At 64.7% G+C, this 24,914-nt stretch carries 22 protein-coding genes; 16 read left to right on the forward strand and 6 right to left on the reverse strand.

What is annotated here, in order from left to right; translation table 11 throughout:
* Positions 1 to 185: 185 nt before the first annotated feature.
* Positions 186 to 734 carry a hypothetical protein gene (locus tag QNO08_RS07660; RefSeq protein WP_229966731.1) on the reverse strand — a complete coding sequence of 183 codons (549 nt, stop codon included), beginning with the start codon at positions 732 to 734 and terminating at the stop codon, positions 186 to 188.
* Between the two features lie 278 nt (positions 735 to 1,012).
* Here QNO08_RS07660 and QNO08_RS07665 point away from each other — a divergent pair, with 278 nt between their 5' ends.
* The 7 genes from QNO08_RS07665 to QNO08_RS07695 all read left to right on the forward strand — a co-directional run bounded on the left by QNO08_RS07665 (position 1,013) and on the right by QNO08_RS07695 (position 8,845).
* The gene (locus tag QNO08_RS07665; RefSeq protein ID WP_231712861.1) at positions 1,013 to 1,963 is read left to right on the forward strand and encodes an ABC transporter substrate-binding protein; all 951 of its coding nucleotides are present in this window, start codon (positions 1,013 to 1,015) and stop codon (positions 1,961 to 1,963) included.
* Between the two features lie 98 nt (positions 1,964 to 2,061).
* The gene (locus QNO08_RS07670; protein ID WP_229966729.1) at positions 2,062 to 3,585 is read left to right on the forward strand and encodes a sugar ABC transporter ATP-binding protein; all 1,524 of its coding nucleotides are present in this window, start codon (positions 2,062 to 2,064) and stop codon (positions 3,583 to 3,585) included.
* A complete protein-coding gene (locus tag QNO08_RS07675; RefSeq protein WP_229966728.1) occupies positions 3,582 to 4,613 on the forward strand; it encodes an ABC transporter permease in 1,032 nt (343 codons plus the stop codon). The genes QNO08_RS07670 and QNO08_RS07675 overlap by 4 nt, the downstream gene beginning before the upstream one ends.
* On the forward strand, positions 4,613 to 5,626 hold the full coding sequence (gene yjfF, locus QNO08_RS07680) for a galactofuranose ABC transporter, permease protein YjfF (protein WP_229966727.1): 1,014 nt from the start codon (positions 4,613 to 4,615) through the stop codon (positions 5,624 to 5,626). The genes QNO08_RS07675 and yjfF overlap by 1 nt, the downstream gene beginning before the upstream one ends.
* Positions 5,627 to 5,713: 87 nt before the next feature.
* The gene (locus QNO08_RS07685; RefSeq protein WP_229966726.1) at positions 5,714 to 6,682 is read left to right on the forward strand and encodes a bile acid:sodium symporter family protein; all 969 of its coding nucleotides are present in this window, start codon (positions 5,714 to 5,716) and stop codon (positions 6,680 to 6,682) included.
* 102 nt (positions 6,683 to 6,784) lie between these two features.
* Positions 6,785 to 7,978: a hypothetical protein gene (locus QNO08_RS07690; protein ID WP_229966725.1), complete on the forward strand. Its 1,194-nt coding sequence runs from the start codon at positions 6,785 to 6,787 to the stop codon at positions 7,976 to 7,978.
* A gap of 39 nt (positions 7,979 to 8,017) precedes the next feature.
* Positions 8,018 to 8,845 carry an SDR family NAD(P)-dependent oxidoreductase gene (locus QNO08_RS07695; protein WP_229966724.1) on the forward strand — a complete coding sequence of 276 codons (828 nt, stop codon included), beginning with the start codon at positions 8,018 to 8,020 and terminating at the stop codon, positions 8,843 to 8,845.
* On the opposite strand, the gene QNO08_RS07700 is transcribed toward QNO08_RS07695, so the two are convergent.
* The gene (locus tag QNO08_RS07700) at positions 8,842 to 9,846 is read right to left on the reverse strand and encodes a sugar-binding transcriptional regulator (RefSeq protein ID WP_442860529.1); all 1,005 of its coding nucleotides are present in this window, start codon (positions 9,844 to 9,846) and stop codon (positions 8,842 to 8,844) included. The two genes, QNO08_RS07695 and QNO08_RS07700, sit on opposite strands and share 4 nt — an antisense overlap.
* Positions 9,847 to 9,958: 112 nt before the next feature.
* On the opposite strand from QNO08_RS07700, the gene QNO08_RS07705 reads away from it, so the two are divergent.
* Complete coding sequence (locus QNO08_RS07705; protein ID WP_229966723.1) at positions 9,959 to 11,731, forward strand: glycerol-3-phosphate dehydrogenase/oxidase; 1,773 nt, start codon at positions 9,959 to 9,961, stop codon at positions 11,729 to 11,731.
* Between the two features lie 223 nt (positions 11,732 to 11,954).
* Here the strand turns inward: QNO08_RS07705 and QNO08_RS07710 are convergent, their stop codons facing one another.
* A complete protein-coding gene (locus tag QNO08_RS07710; protein ID WP_229966722.1) occupies positions 11,955 to 12,446 on the reverse strand; it encodes a CarD family transcriptional regulator in 492 nt (163 codons plus the stop codon).
* 325 nt (positions 12,447 to 12,771) lie between these two features.
* Between QNO08_RS07710 and QNO08_RS07715 the strand changes: the two genes are divergently transcribed.
* Together QNO08_RS07715 and QNO08_RS07720 are read left to right on the forward strand one after the other, a co-directional pair.
* Positions 12,772 to 14,478, forward strand: a complete 1,707-nt coding sequence (locus QNO08_RS07715; RefSeq protein ID WP_229966991.1) for an MDR family MFS transporter — start codon at positions 12,772 to 12,774, stop codon at positions 14,476 to 14,478.
* Positions 14,475 to 14,972, forward strand: coding sequence for a MarR family winged helix-turn-helix transcriptional regulator (locus tag QNO08_RS07720; protein ID WP_229966721.1), 498 nt, complete (start codon positions 14,475 to 14,477; stop codon positions 14,970 to 14,972). Before QNO08_RS07715 ends, QNO08_RS07720 begins: the two co-directional genes overlap by 4 nt.
* 85 nt (positions 14,973 to 15,057) lie before the next feature.
* On the opposite strand, the gene QNO08_RS07725 is transcribed toward QNO08_RS07720, so the two are convergent.
* Together QNO08_RS07725 and QNO08_RS07730 are read right to left on the reverse strand one after the other, a co-directional pair.
* Positions 15,058 to 15,333: a hypothetical protein gene (locus QNO08_RS07725; RefSeq protein WP_229966720.1), complete on the reverse strand. Its 276-nt coding sequence runs from the start codon at positions 15,331 to 15,333 to the stop codon at positions 15,058 to 15,060.
* Positions 15,334 to 15,345: 12 nt separating this feature from the next.
* Positions 15,346 to 17,208 carry an ABC transporter ATP-binding protein gene (locus QNO08_RS07730; protein ID WP_229966990.1) on the reverse strand — a complete coding sequence of 621 codons (1,863 nt, stop codon included), beginning with the start codon at positions 17,206 to 17,208 and terminating at the stop codon, positions 15,346 to 15,348.
* Positions 17,209 to 17,365: 157 nt separating this feature from the next.
* On the opposite strand from QNO08_RS07730, the gene QNO08_RS07735 reads away from it, so the two are divergent.
* The 6 genes from QNO08_RS07735 to QNO08_RS07760 all read left to right on the forward strand — a co-directional run bounded on the left by QNO08_RS07735 (position 17,366) and on the right by QNO08_RS07760 (position 24,325).
* Positions 17,366 to 17,845 carry a MarR family winged helix-turn-helix transcriptional regulator gene (locus tag QNO08_RS07735; protein ID WP_229966719.1) on the forward strand — a complete coding sequence of 160 codons (480 nt, stop codon included), beginning with the start codon at positions 17,366 to 17,368 and terminating at the stop codon, positions 17,843 to 17,845.
* Between the two features lie 593 nt (positions 17,846 to 18,438).
* Positions 18,439 to 19,254: an alpha/beta fold hydrolase gene (locus QNO08_RS07740; RefSeq protein ID WP_229966718.1), complete on the forward strand. Its 816-nt coding sequence runs from the start codon at positions 18,439 to 18,441 to the stop codon at positions 19,252 to 19,254.
* The gene (locus QNO08_RS07745; protein WP_229966717.1) at positions 19,247 to 20,863 is read left to right on the forward strand and encodes a PAS domain-containing sensor histidine kinase; all 1,617 of its coding nucleotides are present in this window, start codon (positions 19,247 to 19,249) and stop codon (positions 20,861 to 20,863) included. Before QNO08_RS07740 ends, QNO08_RS07745 begins: the two co-directional genes overlap by 8 nt.
* Before the next feature lie 25 nt (positions 20,864 to 20,888).
* Positions 20,889 to 21,491 carry a GNAT family N-acetyltransferase gene (locus QNO08_RS07750; protein ID WP_229966716.1) on the forward strand — a complete coding sequence of 201 codons (603 nt, stop codon included), beginning with the start codon at positions 20,889 to 20,891 and terminating at the stop codon, positions 21,489 to 21,491.
* Positions 21,492 to 21,495: 4 nt separating this feature from the next.
* Positions 21,496 to 22,626: a serine hydrolase domain-containing protein gene (locus tag QNO08_RS07755; protein ID WP_229966715.1), complete on the forward strand. Its 1,131-nt coding sequence runs from the start codon at positions 21,496 to 21,498 to the stop codon at positions 22,624 to 22,626.
* A gap of 145 nt (positions 22,627 to 22,771) precedes the next feature.
* Positions 22,772 to 24,325 (forward strand): LTA synthase family protein, encoded by a 1,554-nt coding sequence (locus QNO08_RS07760; RefSeq protein WP_229966714.1) that lies wholly within the window; start codon positions 22,772 to 22,774, stop codon positions 24,323 to 24,325.
* Here the strand turns inward: QNO08_RS07760 and QNO08_RS07765 are convergent.
* Positions 24,307 to 24,834 (reverse strand): luciferase domain-containing protein, encoded by a 528-nt coding sequence (locus QNO08_RS07765; protein WP_229966713.1) that lies wholly within the window; start codon positions 24,832 to 24,834, stop codon positions 24,307 to 24,309. The genes QNO08_RS07760 and QNO08_RS07765 overlap by 19 nt on opposite strands.
* Positions 24,835 to 24,914: the final 80 nt, after the last annotated feature.

The raw sequence follows: 24,914 nt of genomic DNA on the forward strand, positions 1-24,914 counted from the left end.
CAGGGTGTCCCAGGGGAAGTGCCACCGTTTTTTGCGGGTGTCTCTAGTTCCCGCAGGAATACACTCTGCCTTGCTTCTCTGCTGTTTTTCCTCAACTTTGGCTCAAGATTGCCGCAGGTGGATCTGGAAGGCAGTCTGCTGAGGTCCCAGCAGTGCCCGCGCTGCGAAGGCATTGGGTTTCGGCGCTACCTGTGCTGCAGCCAGGCCAGGCCGGCGTGCAGCGTATGCACGGCGGTGAAGACCGCCCCGGCAGCCAAATACATCCACGGCCGGTACCCGGGGACAAACCGCAGGCTCGAACCCCAGCCGATTCCCGCAAGCCAGAGCAACGAGGTCCACGCCGGCGCCGTGAAACCTATCAGGCCGGTGCTCCACGGGCTCTCCGGAGCCGCCATAACCGCCAGCCAGGCGCCGGCGTAGGCGGCCAGGCCTGTGCCGTAGAGCCAGAGGCCTCCCCGCCGAGGAGTCAGCGGCATGAAGGCCGGGGCTGCGCAGAGCAGGGCCCGCAGAACGTTTTCAGCGATGATCAGCGCCGCCGGAATGCCGGCCGAAAAGGCCTGCGGGCCGTAGGGCGGCGGCAGGTATGGGGCTACGGCGGCGTTCAGGGCAAGGACCGGCAGCACCAGCCAGAAGCGGTTCCAGAGCCAGGCAGATCCAGGGATCCGGTTCCTTCCAGCTCCATCACCTCTTCGGCGCTGGGAAGGGCCTGCAGCGGAATCGTCGGGTCCAGACATGGCGTCTCCTCGGACGGGGTACGTGCACAAAGTACCATTAGCGCCCGCTCCTGCCCGCCGGCCCCGCCCAATCGCCGCCAACGCCGCCAGCACCCCGAAACGGGCAGTTCTGCAGCGAAAACGGACACTTGCAAAATTGCATCAAAACACTCTTGACCGGCAAATTGTTAGCGTTCACAATTGCGCTCAGGGCGTTCAAGCCCCCGCAGCGATGATGGTGCAGTTGCTTGTGGCTGCGGTCCGAATTTCAGGAGGCAGCAGTGTTCAAGAAGACTCTTATGACAGCCCTGGCCGTCTCGGCCCTGGCTCTCTCTGCATGCGGTAGCTCGGACGCCGAAACCGGCTCGGACGAGGGCATCACCATGGGCTTCGCGCAGGTGGGGGCCGAGAGCGGCTGGCGAACTGCCAACACCAAATCCGTCCAGGACGCCGCCGAGGCCGCCGGCGTCGACCTCAAGTTCTCGGATGCCCAGCAAAAGCAGGAAAACCAGATCAAGGCGATACGTTCCTACATTCAGCAACAGGTGGATGTCATCGCCTTCTCACCGGTCGTCGAATCCGGATGGGACACCGTCTTGAAGGAAGCAAAGGACGCGAATATCCCGGTGATCCTGACCGACAGGGCAATCGATTCCGCCGACACGTCGCTGTACAAGACGTTCCTCGGATCTGATTTTGTCGAGGAGGGCAAGAAGGCCGGCGACTGGCTCGTCCAGGATTCAGCTGCAACGGACGGTCCGATAAACATTGTGGAACTGCAGGGGACCACCGGGGCGGCACCCGCTATTGACCGAAAGGAAGGTTTCGAAGCAGCCATCGCGGCCGATCCCGACCTCAAGATCGTGCAATCCCAGACCGGTGACTTCACCCGCAGCGGCGGAAAGCAGGTCATGGAGGCGTTCCTCAAGAACACTCCCGACATTGACGTTGTCTATGCCCACAACGACGATATGGGGCTGGGAGCGATCGAGGCCATCGAAGCTGCCGGAAAGGTGCCCGGCAAGGACGTCAAGATCATCACTGTCGATGCGGTCAAGGACGGGATGACCGCCCTCTCCGAGGGCAGGATCAATTACATCGTGGAATGCAACCCGCTCCTGGGAGTGCAGCTCATGGAGCTCGCGGAAAAAGTGGTTGCCGGCGAAGAAGTGCCAGCCCGCGTGGTGACGGAAGAGACTGCGTTTACCCCCGAACAGGCAAAGGAAGTCTTGGCAACCCGCGAGTACTAGTTCAGGACACACCGCACGCGATAAGAGTCCGGACCGATCAGTGACTGGAATGCGGTGAGTGTGCGCTCACCGCATTCCAGTTACAGGAAGACAGAAACATGAACGAGACCGTTCCAGTGGTGGAGATGCACGGAATTTCGGTTGAGTTTCCCGGGGTGAAGGCACTTGACCGCGTGGACTTCCGACTGTTTCCGGGTGAAGTGCATGCCCTCATGGGGGAAAACGGCGCGGGAAAATCAACGCTGATCAAGGCACTGACCGGGGTTTACGCCGTCGACGGCGGTGCCATCACCGTCCTGGGTGTGACCCACGAATTCGCCACGCCCGCCGAAGCGCAAAATGCCGGCATCAGCACCGTTTATCAGGAGGTGAACCTCTGCCCGAATCTGTCGGTCGAGGAGAACATCCTCCTGGGACGGGAGCCCCGCAGGCGGGGGAGCATTCATTGGAGGGAAGTCCGCAGAAAAGCCCGCGAAGTACTCGAACTGCTCCAACTCGGACACATTGACCCGGGCTCCGTACTTTCCACGCACTCCATCGCGATCCAGCAGCTGGTCGCCATAGCGCGTTCAGTTCAGATCGACTCAAGGGTGCTCATCCTCGATGAACCCACGTCCAGCCTGGACCTCGACGAGGTGCAGCAGCTCTTCACTGTTATCCGCACCTTGCGGAACAGGGGAGTCGCAATCCTCTTTGTGTCCCACTTCCTTGAACAGGTGTATGAAATCTCCGATCGCATGACGGTTCTCCGGAATGGGAAACTGGTGGGGGAATACCTGACCTCCGAATTGCCGCGGATGGGACTGATCTCGAAAATGATCGGCAAGGAATTGGAAGTCCTCGCTGAACTCGACCGGACCGAATCCCAACCCCGGCCGGAAAACGTGGACGCCGTCCCCTTCCTCCAGGCGAAGAATCTTGGGCGAAAGGGCTCCGTCGGGAACATCAACCTCTCCATCGAACCGGGGCGGATCCTTGGACTGGCGGGGTTGCTGGGATCAGGGCGAACTGAAACGGCGAGGCTGCTCTTTGGCGCCGACCGCGCCGACCAGGGTGAGCTGATCCTCGGCGGCACGAGCCGGAGCCTGCGGAACCCGCGTGCCGCGATCAACCGGGGAATTGGATTCTCATCGGAGAACCGCCAGGCGGAGGGCCTTGTCGGTGATCTCTCGGTTCGGGACAATCTGGTCCTGGCCATGCAGGCGAGCAAGGGATGGCTGCGGAAGATTCCCCGCCACCAGCAGGATCAGCTCGCCGGGAAGTTCATCGAAACTTTGGATATCCGTCCCGCCAACAAAGATGCCCTGGTCCGAAACCTCAGCGGCGGCAACCAGCAGAAGGTGCTCCTCGCGCGCTGGCTGATCACCAACCCCAAGCTTCTCATTCTCGATGAACCCACCAGGGGCATCGACATCGGCGCGAAAACCCAAATCCAGCTGCTGATCAGCAACCTGGCTGCCGAGGGCATGGCGATTGTCTTCATTTCCGCCGAATTGGAGGAGGTGCTTCGCCTGAGTGACCACATTGCGGTCCTCAAGGACCGGGAAATGGTGGCGGACCTGCCCAACGACGGCGTCTCCATGGAGGATGTCATGACGATCATCGCGGGGACTCCGGCATGAACGCCGTCATTCGGCACCGGCTTACCTGGCCAGCTCTGGCCCTGGTTCTGCTGCTGCTCCTCAACCAGGTGTTCAGAAGCGATTTTCTCGCGGTTCGGGTCCAGGACGGCCACCTCTACGGCAGCCTGATCGATATCCTCCGCAACGGAGCACCCACGATTCTGATCGCCCTCGGCATGACTCTGGTGATTGCATCGCGGGGCATCGACCTTTCAGTGGGGGCAACAGCAGCCATCGCCGGCGCCATCTCGTGCACCTACATCTACAATGCCGCGGATCCCGGGTCCGCCCAGACCGCACTCACCGGAGCGGCGATTGCGGTGGGTGCCGGCCTGGCCTTGGGAGCGTGGAACGGTTTCCTGGTCGCCGTGATCGGGATCCAGCCCATCATCGCCACCTTGGTCCTCATGACGGCGGGCCGCGGCCTGGCCCAGCTCGTCACCGACGGCCAGATCATCACCGTCTCCAATGACCCGTACCACGCCATCGGCGCCGGGTTTTTTCTGGCGCTCCCCATCTCGATTCTCATTGCGGCCGCCGTATGTGCCGCAGCGGGATTGTTAACCCGGCGAACGGCGCTGGGGACTCTTATTGAGGCCGTAGGCATCAACCCGGTGGCGAGCCGGCTGGCCGGGCTTAACGCCCGCACCATCACCTGGATCGTGTACATTTTCAGCGGCTTTTGCGCCGCGGTTGCCGGGCTGATGATCAGCTCCAACGTCACGGCGGCGGACGCGAACAATGCCGGGCTCTTTATCGAGATGGACGCGATCCTCGCGGTGGTGATCGGCGGGACCTCGCTGGCCGGCGGCCGGTACAGCCTGGTGGGGACACTCATCGGTGCGCTCATCATCCAGACCCTGACGACAACCGTCTACACCCTCGGCATCCCGCCTGAGGTGACGCTGGTCTTCAAGGCCCTCGTTGTCATCGTTGTCTGCCTGCTGCAGTCGCCGAAGGCTCGGACACTGCTCCGGCAGCGCAAACGCCCGGCAACTACAAGTTCGAAACCGAAGGTGGCCATCTGATGTCAGTCCTCACCAGCCCCTCGGCCCCCGCCACCCACAACCGAACGAGCGGTCTGCAGGGAAAGGCGAAATACGCACCGACCCTTGCAACCATCGGACTGTTCCTTGCCATGTTCGCAGCCGGCGCGCTCATGTACCCGGGGTTTCTCTCCGGGCAGGTTTTCCTTAACCTCCTGATCGACAACACCTTCCTGATTGTCCTTGCCGTCGGCATGACCTTTGTCATCCTGACCGGTGGAATCGACCTGTCGGTGGGGTCCGTCGTCGCCCTCTCGATGATGATCGCCGCAGCGCTGCTGCAAGCAGGGTGGAATCCGTTCGCGGTTATCGCCGTCGTCCTACTGACCGGAGCCGTCTTCGGACTGGTCATGGGAGCCATCATCCAAGTCTTTGAAATCCAGCCCTTCATCGTGACCCTTGCGGGACTCTTCCTTGCCAGGGGGCTCTGTTACGTCATCAGCCTCAACTCGATCACTGTCACGGATCCGTTTTTTACGTCCATGGCCCAGGCCCGCATTCGGCTGCCCGGGAACCTGTTCGTGTCGCCCGGTGTCATCATCGCGCTGCTGGTGGTCGCCGCCGCAGTCTATGTCCTGCACCAGACGCGTTTTGGCAGGACGGTTTACGCCGTTGGCGGCGGCGAAGCCTCCGCGGTGCTGATGGGCCTGGCAGTGCCTCGGACGAAAATACTCGTCTATACGATCAGCGGCTTCTGCGCCGCAACCGCCGGAATCCTCTTTTCGTTCTACAGCTTGTCCGGATACAGCCTGGCGGCCACCGGCATGGAACTGGATGCCATCGCGGCGGTAGTGGTTGGCGGGACGCTTCTCACCGGCGGATACGGCTACGTCGTCGGCTCCCTGGCGGGAGTCCTGGTTCTGGGAATTGTCCAGACCTTCATCTCATATGAGGGAACGCTCAGCTCGTGGTGGACGCGCATCGTCATCGGAGCGCTTTTGCTGGTCTTTATCCTTCTCCAGAAACTCTTCTCCCGGAAAGTGAAACTCGCCTAGCGCCCGCCACGCCCGGCCGGGCTGGCGGCAACTGTAGCGCCGCGTCACAAATCAGCTGGAGGGGGACGGAAGTGCCAGCATGTAGGGATGTCGCCGAACTCCGCCACCGCAGCTCCGAAACGTCTCCAAACCGCCGAAGAGCGCAGTGCGCGCATCGCCGTAACGGTCTTTCCCCTGCTGATCCTTGCCGGGGGAGCGGTGGCCCTGTTCTTTCCGGATCCATTCACCGGGCTGTCCGGATACGTCAATCCCGCCCTCATGCTCATCATGTTCGGCATGGGTCTGACCCTGACCTTGCCGGACTTCGCCCTGGTCGTCCGGCAGCCGCTCCCGGTGCTGCTCGGCGTTGTGGCGCAGTATGTGGTCATGCCGCTGCTCGGCCTTGCGGTCGCCTGGGCCCTGCAGCTGAGTCCGGAACTCGCTGCCGGCGTGATCCTCGTGGGCTGCGCCCCGGGCGGAACGGCATCCAACGTGGTGACCTATCTGGCGCGCGGCAATGTGGCCCTCTCCGTGGCGATGACCTCGGTGTCCACCCTGCTCGCGCCGATCTTCACCCCGCTGCTGGCCCTGTGGCTGGCCGGCAGGTACATGTCCGTCGACGCCGGCTCCATGGCCCTGTCCATCGTCCAGATTGTGCTGATTCCGGTGGTGCTCGGCCTGGTCATCCGGTACGTCATGCCGCAGCTGGTTGACCGGGTGCTGCCGGCGCTGCCCTGGATCTCCGTCATCGCCATCACCTTCGTTGTTGTCGCAGTGGTCTCGGGCAGCGCGGCCGCCATCTTTACCGCCGGCTGGCTGATCCTGCTGGCCGTGATCCTGCACAACGGCTTGGGCTTGGGCCTGGGCTACGGTGTGGCGAAACTGTTCCGGCAGCCCCTGGCCGCGCGGCGCACGATGGCCATTGAAGTGGGCATGCAGAACTCCGGCCTGGCCGCCGGGCTCGCCCGGGACTACTTCACTCCCGAGGCGGCCTTGCCGGCCGCGGTGTTCTCGGTCTGGCACAACGTCTCCGGCGCCCTGATGGCAGCTTTCTGGCGGCGCCGGCCGTCGGGCTGAGCGGCGCGGTACCGGACCAAGGTCACCGGGAGCGCCGGGCCGTAGGATTATGGCCGGGTGCCGGCCGGAGGGCTGGCCTGTCGTCACTGGGGGAACAGCGTCATGGTGAACATCTTCGACGATGAGAGTTTAAAGGCGCTGCGCCGCGAGAAGCGCGCGATGCAGATCAGGCTGATGATATCTTCATCGGTTATGTTCATGTTGGCCGGAGCCCTGGCATGGCTGATCTATTGGGTGAATCTGCTGGCCGCGTTTTCGGGTTGGCCGGAAACCGATGTTGATACTGTCACGTGGGGCTTTCTCCGATGGGCAGGAAATACCTCCTCCAACTTCCGCGACGATTTTCAACCCGGTGCGTTGCTGGTTGCCCTTGCGGCCTTGTCAATTGCACTCTTCTTGGCGCTCAGTGCCGTGCCGACGCCCCCTGAGGAAAACGATACGATAAATAACCGCGCAGCGAGGATGGCGCTGGACGACTTTTCCGTGGTGGTCGCAGGCGTGTCGGCGGTGCTCGCATGGCTGTCGCTGCTTAGCGTTGATCCGCTGCTACCGGCAAGTCTTCCCGATGTGATCATTGCCGCCGGCACGGGAATCCTCTGCTCGGCGATCATCCCGTTGCACAGGGTGCGCGCCGACGTCCATCGGCTGACGCTCTTCGAGGCCAGACAACAACTGGCCGTTTTTGAAGACGCGCTGAATAAAGTGAATGAACGGCCAACCAGCCTCAGCAACTTTTCCAAAAATCACGTTAAGGCATCGTACGCGTTATGGTGTGCGGGTGCCGGAATATTATCGGTCGTCTTCACCGTCTTGTGTGTCCGAATCGGCTCCACGGTTCAGCTGGAGTGGAATGCCCTCCTGTACCTGCTGCTGTGGTTTATTGCCGCAGGGTGGGCGCTTGTGACAACTGAGATGTATCTCGCCGTCGAGGAGTTCCGTAGGAAGAAGCAGTGTGCGTCCGCCGTTTTTTACGGTTTCTTTTACGTGTTCTTTGTGGGAATGATGTTTCTCGTTACTTGTTCCATATTGACCACGATGCTGGACTTCGCAGTAGCTTCGCTGGCGACGCTCTGTGGATTGGCAGTTCCTGCCTGCCTGTTTGCCTATGACGCCCGGCCCAGCGGGCCACGGCTTTTGACCGGTGTCAAAATTCGCCGCATCAAGTCAGCGGTCGGCCGGTTCAAGGGAACCATCTCGAATTCGGAACGACGGCTCGCCGAAGCCGCAGCTCCGGACGCAGCCCGGGATCCATCCAACGTGGACCACGAGGTATCGCTGGCAGAACAGCACCGCTAGGGTAATTGCTTCCGGGTCCTTCAAGGAAAGCGGGCTGCCGTGGCTCCCAAGACCATTGTGATCACCGGCGCGAGCGGGGGCATCGGCGCGGCCGCCGCGCGGCAGCTGGCCGGGGACGGACACCAGGTGGTGGTGGTCGGCCGCTCGCCGGAACGAACCGCGGCCGTGGCCGATGACACCGGCGGGCAGTACATCCTGGCCGACTTCGCCGATCTGAACAGCGTGCGGAATCTGGCCTCGGAGATCCTTCAGCGCTTCCCGCGGATAAACGTGCTGGCGAACAACGCCGGAGCGATGTTCGGCAAGGAACGGCAAGTGACCGTCGACGGGCACGAGAAAACACTACAAGTGAACTACCTTGCACCCTTCCTCCTGACCCGGCTGCTCACCGACCGGCTGCTGGAGTCCCGGGGAACGGTAATCAACACTTCCAGTTCCGCAAACCTGTTCGCACGGGTGGACCTGGAGGACCTGGAACAGGAAAAGGGCTACAAGCCCTTCCGGGCCTACGCTGCCACCAAACTCGAGCAGATCCTGTTCACCGGGGAATTTGACCGGCGCTACCGCTCGCACGGAGCAACGTCCACTGCCTTCCACCCTGGACTGGTGGGCTCGGCCTTCCTGAGCACGCAGAGCCCGCTCATCCGGGCCGCCTACCGCTCGCCCGTGCGCCGGCTGGCCCGGACTCCCGAAGCGGGAGCACGCACGCTCGTGTACCTCGCCGAGGGCACTCCCGGTGAGGACTACCCGACCGGCAAATACTTTCGGCGGAACAAGGTAGCCCGGCCCAACCGCCAGACCGGCGACGGCGTGCTGGCCCTGGGGCTGTGGAACCGGTCGGCGGCGATGCTGGAGGGCGCCGCCTAGCTGGAGGCCAGCCGGCGGGCGGAATTCTCGTCCAGGATCAGATCCGTCACCAGGCCCGCGCGGAGCGCACCCAGGAGACTGGTGGTTTTCGCTTCGCCGGCCACGACGCAGATCCGCCGCGGCACCTGGCGCAGTACGTGCAGATCCGGTCCGGTGCTGCGGTCATTGAGCCGGATGCCGTCCCAGGTGCCGTCGGCCCGGTAGAACATGGTGGCGACGTCGCCCACCACCTCCTCGGCCAGCAGGTCGTCCAGATCCTCCTCGTCCAGGTAGGCCCCGTTGTATACATGGCTGGGCACACCGGCCTCCATGGACCCGACGCCGAAGATGGCGGTGTTCATCCGTGCCTGCAGATCCAGGACACGCTTGACCGGCCGTTCCCGCCACATGGCCTCCTTGGTTTCGGTGTGGTCGAAGAAGGCGGGCACCGGGAACTGCACCACGCGGGCGCCGTAGGCGTGGCCGAACCGCTGCAGGATCTCGCTGGCGTAGGTGATGCCGGAGGTCCGGAAGTTGCCCGCCCCGTTCATCTGCACAATTGTGCTGTCGTGCGTGTTCTTCACGGAGAGGTGCTGGCTAACCGCGGTCAGCGTGGAGCCCCACGCAACACCGACGATCGCGTCGGAATCGATCAGCGGATTGATCAGGTGCGCCGCCTGCACGGCCACGCGCTGCAGGATCTGTGCGGGGGAGACCCCCTCGGCCACCGGAACCACCTTGGCCTGGATGCCGAAACGGGTGCTGATTTCCTTCTCCAGCGCCGGGGCCCGGTCTGCGGCGCTCTTGATCCTGATCTCCACCAGCCCGGTGCTCCGCGCATGGGACAGCAGCCGCGACACCGTGGAGCGCGAGATCCGCAGCTCCCTGGCAATCGCTTCCATGGTCAGGTTCTGCAGGTAGTACATCTGTGCGGCCCGAAGCGCGTCTCTGGTCCGGGTTTCCGACTCTGCCCGAACCGTCCCGCCGCCCGGCTGCTTCTCCGGCCGCGAACTGACACCAATGTTCACTTTTGCTCCGACTGAACCGCTGTGTTGGTCATGCATCCATTATGTCAGGCTGCACGTTTGTGCATCCGGTCGATCCGCGGGCCTCCCGGCTTCGAACATTGAGGGAATGGCAAAGCCGCCACAGAAGCGTTTGGAGATAGTCGTGGACAATTCCGTGAACCCCAATAAGGGAAAAACCGCCGCCCGCCCGGTGGTTCAGCAGCTGAAGGACCGCCCCCGGGCCTCGGTGCTGATCGTCGGCGGCGGCATTAACGGCGTCGGTACCTTCCGGGACCTGTCGCTGCAGGGCGTGGACGTTGTCCTCGTTGAGCGTGGAGACTACTGCCAGGGCGCCTCCGGTGCGTCCTCCCACATGATCCACGGCGGCATCCGCTACCTGGAAAATGGCGAGTTCCGCCTGGTGCACGAGTCCGTCGTCGAGCGCAATGCGCTGCTCCGCCTCGCACCGCACTATGTTAAGCCGCTGCAGACCACCATCCCGATCACCAGCACCTTTGCCGGCATCACGGCCGCGCCCATGCGCTTCCTGACGCACAAGCAGGGCAAGCCGAACGAGCGCGGCGCCCTGCTTATCAAGGCCGGCCTGATGATGTATGACTTCTTCTCCCGCGGTGGGCGCGTTGCCCCCAAGCACAACTTCGTGGGCAAGAAGAAGTCCCTGCAGGAACTGCCCAAGCTGCGGTCCGACGTCAAGTACACCGCCACCTACTTTGACGCCTCCGTGCACAACCCGGAGCGCCTGACCCTGGACGTGCTGCGCGACGGCCTCGAAGCCAACCCGCAGTCCCGCGCCAGCAACTACGTGTCCGCTGTGGGAACCACCGACGCCGGCACGCTGCTGCGCGACGAGCTGACGGGCGAGGAATTCCTGTTCGACGCCGACGTCGTCATCAACGCCACCGGCGCCTGGGTCGACGAGACCAATGACTCCTTCGGCAAGCGCACCTCCTTCATGGGCGGCACCAAGGGCTCACACATCGTGCTGGACCACCCGGAACTGCTGGAGGCCTGCGCCGGCCGTGAAATGTTCTTCGAGCACACCGATGGCCGCATCGTCCTGATTTACCCGATGGGTGACCGCGTACTGGTGGGCACCACCGACATTGACGCCGACATCAACGAGGACTCGGTCTGCACCGATGACGAGATCGAGTACTTCTTCGAACTCGTCGCCCACGTGTTCCCGAGCATCGACGTGCGCCGCGACCACATCGTCTACACCTTCTCCGGGGTTCGCCCGCTGCCGAAGCATGACGACACCTCGCCCGGCTTCGTGTCCCGCGACTACCGCATCGAGAAGCGCATCGACAGCCGCGGCGGCAAGAACGTCACCACGCTGAGCCTGGTGGGCGGCAAGTGGACCACGTTCCGCGCCCTCTCCGAGACGCTCGCCTCCGACGCGATGACCGCTCTGGGCATGCCGCGGAAGACGACGACGACGGAACTTCAGATCGGCGGCGGCAAGAACTTCCCGCGCACCGACGCCGAGGAGCGCCTCTGGGTGAACCGCACCGCAAACGAGGTTGCCGACCGCGACCGCGTCCGCGTGCTGCTGACCCGCTACGGCACCCGTGCCACCGATGTGCTGGCCTTCCTGGCCCAGGGCGGAGACCAGCCGCTGGCCTCCACCCCTGAGCTGAGCACCCGCGAGCTGACCTACATGGTGGAAAACGAGCAGGTCACGCGCCTCTCGGACATCCTGATCCGCCGCACGTCTCTGGCCTTCCGCGGCCTGGTGACCGCAGAGATGCTGAACGAAATGGCTGACCTGCTGGCTCCGCAGCTCGGCTGGGACGACGCCGAGGCACACCGCCAGGTCAAGGCTTGCCGCGACCTGCTGGTGAACATGCACGGCATGAAGATCGCAGCAACGGTCTAAGTACGACCGATTGATCGAAAGGACCGGCCGGAGCAGATGCTCCGGCCGGTCCTTTTTGCCGTCAAGCAGGTTGGTTCTGCGCCGCGCACGCCGGTGGAAATCATCCGGGTCCGGCGGCGATCCGGGGCTCCCGGGCCGCCATGGGGCGGGGGCGACCCACGAGGAGCCTAAGCTACCAGCCGGATTGCCCGGGGACGCCGCGTTTGTCCTGTCCGGAATGCACCTAGGCCAGCGCCCGGAACGGCGGCCATGTGCTGTCGAGCCGCACGCCGGCGTCGTCCTGGGAAATGCCCAGAGCCAGCGAAATTTCGGTCAGCAGGGGCCGGCGTGCCTGGCGGAGCATGTCCCGTTCGGCTTGGGAGAGTCCGTCGGCGGCGTTCCGGAGCATGAGATTGCGGACGACGGCGGCGATCACCAGCGGATCCCCGGTGGCGATTTTTTCGGTGTTGTCCTTAAACCGCCGGGACCACTGGGTGTCCTCCTGGTCAGCGGGTGCGCCCAGGACCCGGAACAGGGCCTCCAGCCCGGCGGCATCCAGCACCGGCCGCAGGCCAACGCGTTCCACCTGATCCACGGGGACCCAGACCATCAGGCGGGAGGACTGCACCTCGAGGACAACACATTCCTTTTTCAGGCGCGGATGGATTTGAAACGCGGTGACGACGGCGGGGCCATGGTGGGGATGGACCAGAATCTGGCCCTTGGAAAGTGGCAATGCGCTACCTCCGACCACACGATATCCGCAGGACGGTTCGGACGGAACTGTCATCATCTGCGGGTTGGTGAGTCTCCATTTTACTCCGTCGGGCTCCGCGGTCACCGGTGCGGAGCCCCTGGGTGCCGGGCGAGAGGAGAAAAATGTGCCCGGGGCTGTGGGTTTGGACACTTAATAGTTGATGGTTGGCAACTACTTATATAGTTGACGTAAATCAACTATTAGCAGGAGCCAGATGTCCCCCGAATCGCGTCACGTGCAAACCAAGCCCAAGAAGGAACGGAAGGGCAAGGCGCCCAGGCCGACGGCGTCGCCCGACGGCTCCATGACGCACAAGCAGGTGCTGGAGTCGCTGTCCGGCCTGCTGCTCGGCATGTTTGTCTCGATCCTGGCCGGCACCGTGGTCTCCACGTCGCTGCCGCTGATCATCTCGGACCTCGACGGCGACCAGTCCGCCTATACCTGGGTGGTGACCGGAACGCTGCTGGCGACCACGGTCTCCACGCCGCTGTGGGGCAAATTCGCTGACCTGTTCAACCGCAAACTGCTCATCCAGCTGGCCCTGGGCATCTTCGTGCTCGGCTCGGCGCTGGCCGGCTTCTCGCAGGACACCAGCACCCTCATTGTCTTCCGCGTTTTCCAGGGCCTCGGTGCCGGCGGACTCGCCGCATTGAGCCAGATCATCATGGCCGACATCATCAGCCCGCGTGACCGCGGCAAGTACGCCGGCCTGTTCGGCGCCGTGATGGCGCTCGGCACCGTCGGCGGTCCGCTGCTGGGCGGCGTCGTCACCGATGCGTTCGGCTGGCGCTGGAACTTCTTCATCGCCCTGCCGGTCGCCGTCGCCGCTATCATCCTGCTGCAGCTCACCCTGCACCTGCCCAAGCACCCCAAGCGCAAGGTCCACATCGACTACTTGGGTGCGGTCCTGATCGCCGGCGGCGTGTCGCTGCTGATGATCTGGGTGACCCTGGCGGGCAGCCAGTTCGAATGGGCCTCCCTGGCCTCGTTCCTGATGGTCGCAGGCTCGGTGTTGCTCCTGATCGCCGCAGTCCTGGTCGAATTCAAGTCTCCGGAACCGATCATTCCGCTCTCGATGTTCAAGAACCGGACCTTCACGCTCTCCGTGGTGGCCAGCATCGCCGTGGGTGTTTCCATGTTCGGCACGTCGGTCTTCCTGGCCCAGTACATGCAGCTGGCCCGCGGCGCCACGCCCACCGAATCCGGGCTGCTCACCATCCCGATGATGGCCGGCCTGCTGATCTCCTCGACCTACTTCGGCCGGGTCATCAGCCGCACGGGCAAGTGGAAGGCAGTGATGATTTCCGGCGCCGTCCTCACCCTGGTGGGCACCGTCATGCTGAGCACCCTGGCCTATGACACCAACCTGGTGCTCGTGGGAATCTACATGGCCCTTCTCGGCGCCGGGCTCGGCATGCTCATGCAGAACCTGGTGCTGGTGGTCCAGAACTCCATCGAGGTCAAGAACCTCGGCGTGGCCACCAGTGCTGTGACCTTCTTCCGCAGCCTCGGCGGCACCGTCGGAGTTTCAGTCCTCGGTTCCGTCCTGGGCACGATTGTGGCCTCAGAAATCAAGAACGGCATCATGACACTGGCACCGGCGGATCAGGCCGCTGCCGCTGCGGCACTGGGCAGCGGGACCATTCCGCAGGTTTCGACCCTGCCGGATGCCATCGCCGTCGTGGTGGAAAGCGCCTACGGCGTGGGTGTGGGCTCGGTCTTCCTGTACAGCGTTCCGCTTGCCGCCATCACGCTGCTTGCCGTGATCTTCCTGCCCAACGCTCAGCTCGGACGGAAGAACGCCGTGCAGCTGAAGAATGCTGCCGCCGGACGCGCGGGGGCTTCCGCCGCCGGAACGGCCGTTGCGCCGGAGGAGGCTGCCCGCCGCCGGGATGTGGAAAAAACCGCTGCGGACCTCACCCTGGCCGACGTGGCCACGGGCGCCGTGGGCCTTGTGGATCCGCTCTCACCGGTCGCCGGCTCCGGAACGGAAAACGGGCGCCGGCCGTGACAGCCCTTGCCGAAGGCCAGGGCGACCGGAAGCGTGAGGAAGACGCCCGGGCCTCAGCGATCAGTGATGTGGAGGAGTCACTGCGGCTGCTCACCGAAAGCGTCCGGGCCAGCATGCGTGACGCCGCCAAGGGTATTGACCCGGCGCTTCCGCTGTTTGGGCTGAAGATCCTGCAGCTGCTCAAGCGCGTTGGGGCCACCCAATCCGGTGCCGTGGCCGAGATGATGATGGTCGACAAGAGCGTCATCAGCCGGCACTCACGGCATCTGGAGGAGCTGGGCCTCATTGAGGTCAAGCCGGATCCGAAGGACGGCCGGGCCCGGCTGCTGGAGCTGACTCCGGCGGCCGCCGAACGGGTCCAGGCCATTCAAACCGGGATCATGCTCGACCACGACATCCTGCAATCCTGGTCCGCGGCCGACCTCCGCCAGTTCTCCGGGTATCTCTCCCGGCTGGGTGGGCGCAGCGGCCCGCCTCCGGACGGCTCAGAATAGGCCGTACTTAGGTCATCAACAGACAAGCCGGACCCCGCGGGGTCCGGCTTGTTGTTTCTGCGCAGTCTTACTCCGCAGTGTTTTCTTACTCCGCGCTGTTGTGCGGGTCGGTCCGCGGGCTGGCAGGCTTCGGCTTCTTGCGGCCCTTGCCCGCCAGCATCGAGTAGGCGGTGCTGAGCACGAAGATCTCGCTGACGTAGCCCATGGGGCTGGCCGGCAGGGGAGCGAACTGGTGAAAAAGCACCAGCGCTGAGACCGCGAGGATGACCGGATGGGCCTTCAGGATCCATGCGGCGGGTACTTCCCGCGGCCAGGGGAAGAAGCCTTCTTCGGCGGCGGTGTCGGCACGGGATGTCTTCATGTCTCCATCCTCTCAGAGGGAGCGGGTTCCCGCCGTGTCCATCCGCGCGGCAAGTCGGGCAAAGGCACCGTGCCCGGCCCGCAGTTCCTGCGCGGTTCCGCGCTCCACGACGCGGCCGGCGTCAAGGACCACCACCTGCTCGGCGTTCTCCACGGTGGAAAGCCGGTGCGCGATGGTCAGCGTGGTCCGCCCGGTCGACAGCCGTTCGAGCGCCTGCTGCACCTGCGCCTCCGTGGTGTTGTCCAGGGCGCTGGTCGCCTCGTCCAGCACGAGCACCGGAGGGTTGCGCAGGATGGTCCGCGCTATCGCCAGGCGCTGCTGCTCACCGCCGGAAAACCGGTGCCCGCGCGCGCCCACGAGGGTGTCCAGGCCCTCCGGCAGCGCGCCGATCGCATCGGCAATCCGCGCGGCAGCGAGAGCCTGCCAGAGCTGGTCGTCGGTGGCGTCCGGGGCGGCCAGCAGCAGGTTCTCGCGCACCGAAGCGTGGATCAGATAGGTCTCCTGCGACACCACTCCGACAATCCGGGCCAGGTCTTCCGGCGCGATCTCGCGCACGTCGACGCCGTCAATGGTGACCCGCCCGGAGCTGACTTCATTCAGGCGCGGCAGCAGTGAGGCCAGGGTGCTTTTGCCGGAACCGGTGGGCCCGACGACGGCGGTGGTGGTGCCGGCGGGCAGCGTCAGGTTGATGCAGCTCAGGACTTCAGTGCCGCCTCCGGGACCGTCCCCGGTCCCGCCGTCGTACGCGAACCGCACGCCCTCGAACCGGACCTCGCCGCGCACGGTGGCCGGATCCAGCCGGACCGGATCCGTCGGCGCCGTGATGGCGGGCACCAGGTCCAGGTATTCAAAGATCCGGCTGAAGAAAGCCAGTGCGGTCACCCACTGAACGCCGATGTTCAGCAGTCCCATGACCGGGCGGAAAATGGTCGCCTGCAGCCCGGTGAACGCCACCAGGGTGCCGACGGTCATGCCGCCGCTGGTGGCCGGGAACCCGGCCGCGAGGTAGATGACCGCCGGAATTGCCGCGAAGACTATCTGCATGGTGGCCATCCGCCAGCTGCCGGCGAGCTGGCTGCGCAGCTCCAGGCCGACAAGCTTTTCGGAGCGGGTGCGGAAGCGGTCGGCGTCGCGCGGGATGGTGCCCAGCGTCTTGGCCAACCGGACGCCGGAGACCGACAGCCCCTCCTCGACCTGGGTGTGCAGGGCGGCGAGTTCGCGCTGGCGCTCGTCAGTGACGGTTCGGCGGATCTGCGCCACGCGCCGTGACAGCCAGATCGCCGGCGGCAGCACCACCAGCGAGATCAGGGCGAGGCCGGGGGAGAGGGCGGCCATGGCAACGGCGGTGGCCACAGCGGTGGTGAGGTTGGACGCGACGCCGGTTGCGGTGGTGGTGACCACTGACTGCATGCCGGAAATGTCGTGCGTGAGCCGGGACTGCACCTCACCGCCGCGGGTGCGGGTGAAGAAGCCCAGCGACTGGGCCTGCAGATGCGTGAACAGGTTCACGCGCAGGGTGTGCATCACGCGCTGGCCCATCGCGGTCGCCATCCAGGTCTGCACCACCCCGACCACTGAGGTCAGTGCCGCCACGGCCACCATCGAGGCGGCCAGCACGAGGAGCAGGCGGATGTTTCCGGACGGAAGCGCATCGTCGATCACGGCCCGGACCAGGAACGGCTGGGCCAGGTTGATCACCGAGGCCAGACTGATCAGCAGTACGACGACGGCGATGGTTCCCTTGTGCGGGGCGAACAGGGCGGCGATGCGGCGCAGGCTGACCGGATGCCGGGAGAGCTGCTTCTTGTCGGCCGGGTTCAGCCGGGCGGGGCCGCCGCGGCCGCCGCCGGAGCCGGGACCGCCGGCCTCGGGCATGCCGCCGCCGCGATTGCTGTTTCCGCCGTTTCCGGTGCCCGTGCGGACGCTGTTGGGAATAGCCATGGTTCCTCCTGACGGTGCCGGTATGGTGCACGGCAACCAATAGAGAGGTTACCTCACTATGTGGCTACCACAAAATGGGTAGACTGGTGACATGCCGCTTACAGATGATGCCGACTCGGCCCTGGACAACTCCGCCGGACTGGGCGAGCTCATGCATGCGACGTTCCGCGGGCTGCGCGGGCGCTGGATGCAGCAGCTGGCCCCGTTTGGTCTGACGCCGCATCAATTTCGCGCCCTCAACGGCGTGGGACGGAGCGCCGATGCCTCGGGCCCCGGCGTGCGCCTCAAGGACCTGGCAGAGTGGCTCCGCATCGCCCCGCGGTCCGCGACGGAAGTGGTCGATCAGCTCCAGGAAAAGGGTCTGGTGGAACGCACCCCGGACCCGAACGACCGCCGTGCCACGCGAATCTCCCTGAGTGAGGCCGGACAGGAGCTGCGGACCCGGATCCGCAGCGCCCGGCGCCGGGAAGCGGACGAGTATTTTTCAGTGCTCTCTGCTGAAGACCGGACTCAGCTGGCGAGGATCCTCGGGCAGCTGACGACCGACGGGCGGAGAGGGATTCAGGGTTGAGCTGATTTTCGGTATTGCAATGGATGGTTCTTCTCGGGCCGGCCAATTCGAAACTCGAGTTCTTCTCGAGGAAGGACCGATGGGTCATTGATGCGGGCATGCGGGAATCGTTAAGGCATGGGAAGTGGGAACTCCATCCAGTTGCCGTGCCGTTGATCACAGGGACCGTGCACCGAGTGGGCTCCGTCTGAGAAACGCAGCCCACTTTGAAGCTTGCGTCCCATGTCAGAGGGCTTTTCTGGTTTAGGCGTGGATAATTCTTTCGCAGAGCGGCCGGAGTATGCAATTACCGGGATTTCACCTCGAGCGGATTCCTCTGTTACGTTTCCCCGGGGAATCAAAGCGCTTCTCACGCGCCGCTCCGCGCCGGTAATCTCATCGGTGACAAACAAAATCGAATTATTAGGTCTCTGCTTCCATGCGTAGAACAACGCGTATTCCTCTTGCCTTCGGCACGCCGGCCGCTCTGCTCTGTTTGGCTGCCTTTACCGCTTCGGCAGAAGTCTGATGACCGCAGGTTTTTCTTCGGTAAAATCAGGCAGTGAATCCAACCGGCAGCATGGGTGCAATCAGTCAAGATCGGAAAACAGGATATGAACACCAGCGCAGTCATTGAACGCAACAACGTCCGCGTGCTGGGACGCGCGGACGGACCGGTGCTGGTGCTGGTGCAGGGCTTTGGCTGCGACCAGGTGATCTGGAACCGCATCCTGCCGTTCTTCACGGAGACCTACAAAGTGGTGCTGTTCGATCATGTGGGAACCGGCGGAGCCGATCCCGAAGCTTACGGCGCTGCCAAATACGCCGTCCTGGAAGGTTACCTGCAGGATCTGATCGAGCTCCTGGATGCCTTGGACGTGCAGGATGCCACCGTCGTCGGGCACAGCATCGCTGGCACCATGGCGCTGGCTGCCTCGACGCGGAGTCCGCGGATTGCGCGTCTCGTCCTGCTCTGCACCTCACCCTGCTATGTCAATGACGACGGGTACGTCGGCGGCTTCCGGCCGGAGGACATTGAGGGTGTCCTGGCTGCTGTGGAGGCCAATTACCCCCTTTGGGCCAGGGCGATGGCCCCGAACATAGCGGGAGAGGACCCTGATTCCGAGATCAGCACCGAACTGGCCGAGGACATGTGCCGGTTGCGCCCAAAGTACGTTCGCGACTTCCTGCAGATGTCCTTCGCCGCGGATGTCCGGCAGCTGCTGCCCCAGGTTCCCGTCCCGGCCTTGATCCTGCAATCGCGGGGCGATCCGCTAACCCCGGAATCGGCCTCGCTGTTCCTGGACAAACAGCTTCCCAGCAGCACCCGTGTGGACCTGAAAGCCCTCGGAAACATGCCGCACCTCAGCTCACCCCGGGAGACGGCGGACGCCATTCTCGGTTACCTGAAGGCGAGTGCCAATGCCTAGCGCTCCCAAGCACGGCAAAGTCCCGGAAAGCGCCGCCACAGCGGGTGGCACCGACTATGAGGCACATTTCCATCACGCGGCCTGCGGATATCTCGTCTTGACCACGGATGGATTCATTCTCGATGTTAACCGGACGCTTCTGACCTGGACAGGGCATTCCCGGGAAAAGCTGTTGGGCACAAATGTCGTGGATCTCCTGCCCATTGGAGATCAGGTGCTCTACGCCGCCTACGCGGTGCCCCAGCTGGCGGTGTCGGGGTGCTACAACGAAATGGCGGCGGAACTGGTGTCCGCGGCCGGAGAGCACATTCCGGTGCTCCTGTCCGGTGTGCGCTCGAAGAGCGAAAACAAAGGCGACGACATCGACGTCGACCGGATCGCAGTCTTCAACGCCTCCGAGCGCAGGCGCCATGAGCGGGAACTGCTGGCAGCCCTGCGGAAGGCTGAGGCGGCAGAGGCGGCGCGTGCCGCAGCCGAGGAGGAACTGCGGGAAAAGCAGAAGGCCCTGGTGGAAAAGGACCGCGTCCTGAAGGCCAGCCTGGCTGCGAGCAAGGAACGTGAGGCCTTGCTGAACACGGTCCTGAACGCTGTGGACGTGGGCCTGCTCGTGGTGGATAAGGACGGCGACGTTGTGCTGACCAACGCCCATCTGAAGTCCGCCTGGACCAGGGTCGCGGGGGAAATCGCCCCGGGCCGGGCACGGCCGTTTTTTGGTCCGGACCGCGTGACACCCCTTTGCGACGCCGAGAGCCCGCTGCGGCGGGCCGCCGCAGGGGAGTCCTTCTCGAATCAGCTGCTCTGGTTCGGCCCCCTCGACGGGGGACACCAGACTGCCCTCAGCGTGTCGGCCCGTCCCATCAAAACGGACGGAGCGCTCTCCGGATCGGTGGTGGCTTACACCGACGTTAGCCCGCTGGTCACCGCCCTCGCAGCGCAGGAGGAGTTCGTGGCCAGTGTCTCCCATGAGCTGCGCACCCCGCTGACGTCGATCATGGGCTATCTGGACCTCGCGTTGGACGAGGAGGGCTCGTCTCCGGAGGTGACCTCCGCGCTTCAGGTTGCACTGCGCAACTCCGAACGGCTGCTGGCCCTGGTTTCCGATCTGCTGTCGGTGGCATCCGGAGCTCAAAAAATCGACCGTCGGCCGGTGAACCTGGCCGAAATTGTCCGGTCCGGTATCGTCTCGATGGCGCCGAAAGCCCGTGCCAACCAGGTCGACCTGGTGACGGAGATTCCCGAGACCTTGACAGTGGAAGTCGATCCGCAGCGCCTGGCCCAAGTGGTGGATAACCTGCTGTCCAACGCCGTCAAGTATTCGCCCGACGGGGGCACCGTGAGGGTGGCGCTGTCCGAGGAGGGACAGGAAATCCGGCTCGAGGTGAGCGACACGGGGATCGGGATGGATGAGGGGGAACAGGACAAGGTTTTCACCAAGTTCTTCCGGGCGCACCGGGCTGTGACCTCGGCTGTTCCCGGTGTGGGACTGGGGCTGGTGATCACCAAGAGCATTCTGGAAGCACACGGCGGGGGCTTGAGTTTTGTCAGCAGTCCCGGGCAGGGAAGCGTGTTCACGGTTTCCCTGCCCCTGACCGCGGAAGGGCGGACGTAAGGCGCAGCCGTGCAAAGCTGTGACCATGGATCCGAAGACCGCAACTCTGCTCTGGCCCGCCGTCGACCCGGCTCACGGCAACGTGCGCCTGCGCAGGTTTCGGGACGAGGACGCGGGAATGGCCCGGGAGCTGTCCCTGGACGACTACGTCCCGACAATCGGCACCCTTCCGCCCCGGGCCACCGCGGACCAGGCGCTGGCGTGGGTGGAACGTCAGCGCCGGCACCATGTTCGGGGAACCGGGTTTGCCTTCTGCATCGCCGACGCCGAATCCGACCGGCCCCTGGGGCAAATCGGACTGTGGACCCGGGAGCTGGCCGCGGGCCGCGCCCATGCCGGCTACGGCGTCGCACCCTTTGCGCGCGGCCGCCGTGTTGCCGCCAGTGCGCTGCTGGCCCTGCTGGACTTCGGCTGGACGATTCCAGGGCTGCATCGGGTGGAGCTGTTTATCGAGCCGTGGAACACAGCTTCCACCAGGAGCGCTGAATACGCCGGTTTTTCCCGGGAAGGCCTGCTCCGCAGCCACCAGGAAATCGCAGGTGAGCGCAGGGACATGCTCCTTTATGCGGCCATACGGGATGCGGGACGGCCCGCCATTGACTCCCCAGCCGCAACTCCCGGACAGTAGGTCCATGCCGGAAACCGCCGCACCGCTGTGGGACAGCCTGGCCGCGGCCGTGCGCTCGGGCTGGTGCCCGGGGCTGGTGGCCGGGGTCCGGATCAATGGACGAACCGAAATCTTCGCCACCGGATCCCTGGACCTGAGCCGAACGCAGCCCATGGCCGAGGACACCCCCTTCCGCATCTCCTCGCTCAGCAAGATCATCGGCGGCGCACTCGCCCTGACCCTGGTGGCGGACGGCACGCTGGGACTGGACGACGACGTCGCCCGCTGGCTCCCGGCCCTGGCCAACCCCCGCGTCCTCGCCACCCCGGATGCCCCGCTGTCGATGACCGTTCCGGCGCGCGGACCCATCACGCTGCGGCACCTGCTGACCTTCACCGCCGGCTTGGGCATCGACTACGCGGCCACCCCGTACGCCGCGGCCACCCGGGACCTGCTGTGGGGCCCCGCTCCGCCGGCCATGACCCCGGAGGAGTACCTGACCCGGGTAAGCGAGCTGCCGCTGGCCCACCAGCCGGGGGAGCGCTGGATGTATCACGCCAGTGCCGACGTGCTCTCGGTGCTGCTGCCCGCCGCAGCCGTTCAGCCGCTGGGCCAGCTCGTGCAGGAGCGGATCAGCGGCCCGTTCCGGTTGACCGCCACCGGCTTCCCCACCGGAACCGAACACTTTCCGACGGTTTATGAGGCCGACGACGACGGTCGGCTGCGCGAGGCAGTGACCTACCGCGACGCGCTGGCCGGCCCGCCGCGGTTTGAGTCCCTGGCCGGAGGAATGGTGTCCACGGTCCCTGATTTCCTGCACTTCCTGACCGCCCTGGCGAAAGACACGGTGCTGCCGCCGGCACTGCGGCAGCAGATGACCGCGGACCAGCTGACCTCTCCGCAGCGGGCCGGCATGGCGGAAATGGCAGGGCCCGACGAGTCCTGGGGCTTCATGACCGCCGTCCAGGTCGGTCTGGGGGCGCCCTGGTCTGAACCGGGAATGTGGGGCTGGGCCGGCGGCTCCGGCGTCAGCGCCGCGGTCTATCCGAACGGAGATATCGGCGTCATCTTCACCCAGCGCTTCCTTGGCGGCCCGCAGGACACCTTCGGCCTCTTCTGGGAACCGTTCAGCGCCCTCCGGAAGGGTCTTCGCTGAGCGGCTTTCCGAGGAGCGGGCGACTCAGCATGAACCTTGGTTGAACCTTCAGCAAAACGGTATTAGTCTTCTAAGGACCCAAGACCGGGTTGAATGTCAAGGGTGTTTGGCGAAAAACGCGGCATCAGGAAGGCGAGGTGTTGCCATGTCTGGCCGGATTCTCAATGCGACCCGGCGGGTCGCCGTCGCCATGGGACAGATCCTCGTCTATGTCCTGATCTGGGCCGGGCTTGCGCTGCTCATCGCCGCCGTCGGCATCCGTTTCTACTGGGGCGAAATCTCCGTTAACCAGATGCTCCTGAACCTCGTGTCCGTGGAAATCGACGGCGGGGGCGGAGCCATCGTCTGGGCCGGCATTCTGGGGATCGGCGTCGCACCAGTGCTGATTACTGCCGCGATCGCCCTGTGGCACCAATCCCGCGGCCGCAAGCGCCGCCGCAACGGCGACGACATGCGTCCCCGGCACGCACCGTGGCTGGTGCGCACCGTCTCTGCCGTCCTGGTGGGCGCGGTGGTCGTCGGCGGCACCACGGCCTTCACCACCACGGTGGGCATGGGGGATTACCTAAAGGCGGCGAACTCTCCGTACAACGTCGGCGACTACTACGTGGAGCCAACAATCACCGGCGACGGAGCCAAACGCAATCTGGTCCTGATCTATCTGGAGTCCGGCGAAGCCACCCTGGCCGACGACCAGCTCTTCGAAAAAGACGCGTTCGCTCCTCTGAAGGAGGCCACCGACGCCGCAGACGGCTGGCAGAGCGTGGACAACTTCCAGCAGTACAACGGCGGAGGCTGGACCATGGCCGGGCTCGTCTCAACGCAGTGCGGCCTGCCGCTGAAGGGCACCGGTTCGGCGGGCAGCAGCGGCGCCAGGGAGGTCGACGAGGACGGCGACACCTATCTGGGCGGGTCCACCTGCGTCGGTGACGTTCTCGAGGAGCACGGCTACAACAACGTTTTCCTGGGCGGCGCCAATTCCTCCTTCGCCGCGAAGGACACCTTCCTGAGCAGCCACGGCTACTCCGAGGTCAAGGGCCTTGCCGATTGGCGCGCGGCCGGCGAACCGGAGGAGAGCTTCCGCAGCGACTGGGGCCTGAGCGACGAACGCCTCATGGCCCAGGCCAAGGACAGGATTGACCAGCTGCACGCCGAGGCCGAACAGACCGGCCGGCCGTTCAACCTCTCCATGCTGACGCTGGACACCCACGAGCCGGTGCACATTTACGATTACTGCAACGTGGACACGCAGAACAAGGTCACGTCGGCGTTCTCCTGCTCCCTGACCCAGGTCGCCGGGTTTGTGGACCACATGAAGGAGAAGGGATACCTCGAAGACACTGCCGTGGTGATCATGGGCGACCACCTCAAGCACATGAGCGCCGGTGACGCCTTCCACGAGCAGCTGGACCACCACGGGAACCGCACCATCTTCAACCGGATCTGGGTTCCGGGCGGGGAAAACAGCATTGAACTGCGCTCCGGCGGCGACCAGCTGAACATGTACCCCACAATCCTGGAAGCCGTCGGCTTGACCCTGAAGAACCATGAGGCGGGGCTGGGCGTGTCCGCGTTCGCCCCGGCGGTCCCGGAGGGGTCGGCCCAGGCGATGGAGCCCGAGGCCTATGCCGAACTGCTGGAATCGCTGTCCCCGCAGTTCTACGCGGAGGCCTGGGCCGGTCAGGACCCCGCCCAGTAGCTCCCGCCGAGGCCCAAGATGCGGCCGCGCTGGTCGGCGGGGGATCCGCCGGCTGCCAGATAGGCTTCCTCCACCACCGCAGCACAGACGGCGAAGTCGTCCGCGTCGCGCGGCCCGTAGAGCATGATCACGATCGGCGGTATCACGCCGGGGGCCACCAGGCAGTGGTACTCAGCCCAGCCGGCGGCGATCAGTCGCTCGGCCAATTCGGTGGGAACGTTCAGGTGCAGACTGCCGTCGGAGGGGGGATGGATGTGTCCCCACTCGCCGCCCAGAATGGCAGGCAGCGTCGGCGGCTCCGGCGGCGCGTTGAGGTAGAAGGCGACGGCGCCGGGAACCGAGACCTGACTGGATCCGCGGCTGACCCCGGGCAGCGCCAGTGCATGGTCGCGCAGCCGGTCCTGCAGCTCGACCGGCGCGATCTGATCAAGCTGGGTGTGCGGGCTGGTCGGCGTCGTCGCGGGCCGCGGTCCGTGCCGCAGGGGCACATGGAGTTCCGGAGCGTTCATTGTTCTCCCTGTTCGGTGGGCAGGTCTTCGGGCCCATGGGTGTTTTGTGGCCACTGCTGACAGTCAACACGATCGACCGA

Origin of the sequence: Arthrobacter sp. zg-Y820 (genome assembly GCF_030142155.1) — a bacterium.
Taxonomy (GTDB): domain Bacteria; phylum Actinomycetota; class Actinomycetes; order Actinomycetales; family Micrococcaceae; genus Arthrobacter_B.

Excerpts from the sequence above, each read along its gene's own strand:
- QNO08_RS07730 (WP_229966990.1), bottom strand. The coding sequence starts at position 17,208 with ATGCCCGAGGCCGGCGGTCCCGGCTCCGGCGGCGGCCGCGGCGGCCCC.
- QNO08_RS07665 (WP_231712861.1), top strand. The coding sequence starts at position 1,013 with ATGACAGCCCTGGCCGTCTCGGCCCTGGCTCTCTCTGCATGCGGTAGC.
- QNO08_RS07660 (WP_229966731.1), bottom strand. The coding sequence starts at position 734 with ATGTCTGGACCCGACGATTCCGCTGCAGGCCCTTCCCAGCGCCGAAGA.
- QNO08_RS07750 (WP_229966716.1), top strand. The coding sequence starts at position 20,889 with ATGGATCCGAAGACCGCAACTCTGCTCTGGCCCGCCGTCGACCCGGCT.
- QNO08_RS07705 (WP_229966723.1), top strand. The coding sequence starts at position 9,959 with ATGGCAAAGCCGCCACAGAAGCGTTTGGAGATAGTCGTGGACAATTCC.
- QNO08_RS07715 (WP_229966991.1), top strand. The coding sequence starts at position 12,772 with ATGACGCACAAGCAGGTGCTGGAGTCGCTGTCCGGCCTGCTGCTCGGC.
- QNO08_RS07675 (WP_229966728.1), top strand. The coding sequence starts at position 3,582 with ATGAACGCCGTCATTCGGCACCGGCTTACCTGGCCAGCTCTGGCCCTG.
- QNO08_RS07740 (WP_229966718.1), top strand. The coding sequence starts at position 18,439 with ATGAACACCAGCGCAGTCATTGAACGCAACAACGTCCGCGTGCTGGGA.
- QNO08_RS07765 (WP_229966713.1), bottom strand. The coding sequence starts at position 24,834 with ATGAACGCTCCGGAACTCCATGTGCCCCTGCGGCACGGACCGCGGCCC.
- QNO08_RS07690 (WP_229966725.1), top strand. The coding sequence starts at position 6,785 with ATGGTGAACATCTTCGACGATGAGAGTTTAAAGGCGCTGCGCCGCGAG.
- yjfF (WP_229966727.1), top strand. The coding sequence starts at position 4,613 with ATGTCAGTCCTCACCAGCCCCTCGGCCCCCGCCACCCACAACCGAACG.
- QNO08_RS07670 (WP_229966729.1), top strand. The coding sequence starts at position 2,062 with ATGAACGAGACCGTTCCAGTGGTGGAGATGCACGGAATTTCGGTTGAG.
- QNO08_RS07685 (WP_229966726.1), top strand. The coding sequence starts at position 5,714 with ATGTCGCCGAACTCCGCCACCGCAGCTCCGAAACGTCTCCAAACCGCC.
- QNO08_RS07735 (WP_229966719.1), top strand. The coding sequence starts at position 17,366 with ATGCCGCTTACAGATGATGCCGACTCGGCCCTGGACAACTCCGCCGGA.
- QNO08_RS07755 (WP_229966715.1), top strand. The coding sequence starts at position 21,496 with ATGCCGGAAACCGCCGCACCGCTGTGGGACAGCCTGGCCGCGGCCGTG.
- QNO08_RS07725 (WP_229966720.1), bottom strand. The coding sequence starts at position 15,333 with ATGAAGACATCCCGTGCCGACACCGCCGCCGAAGAAGGCTTCTTCCCC.
- QNO08_RS07760 (WP_229966714.1), top strand. The coding sequence starts at position 22,772 with ATGTCTGGCCGGATTCTCAATGCGACCCGGCGGGTCGCCGTCGCCATG.
- QNO08_RS07745 (WP_229966717.1), top strand. The coding sequence starts at position 19,247 with ATGCCTAGCGCTCCCAAGCACGGCAAAGTCCCGGAAAGCGCCGCCACA.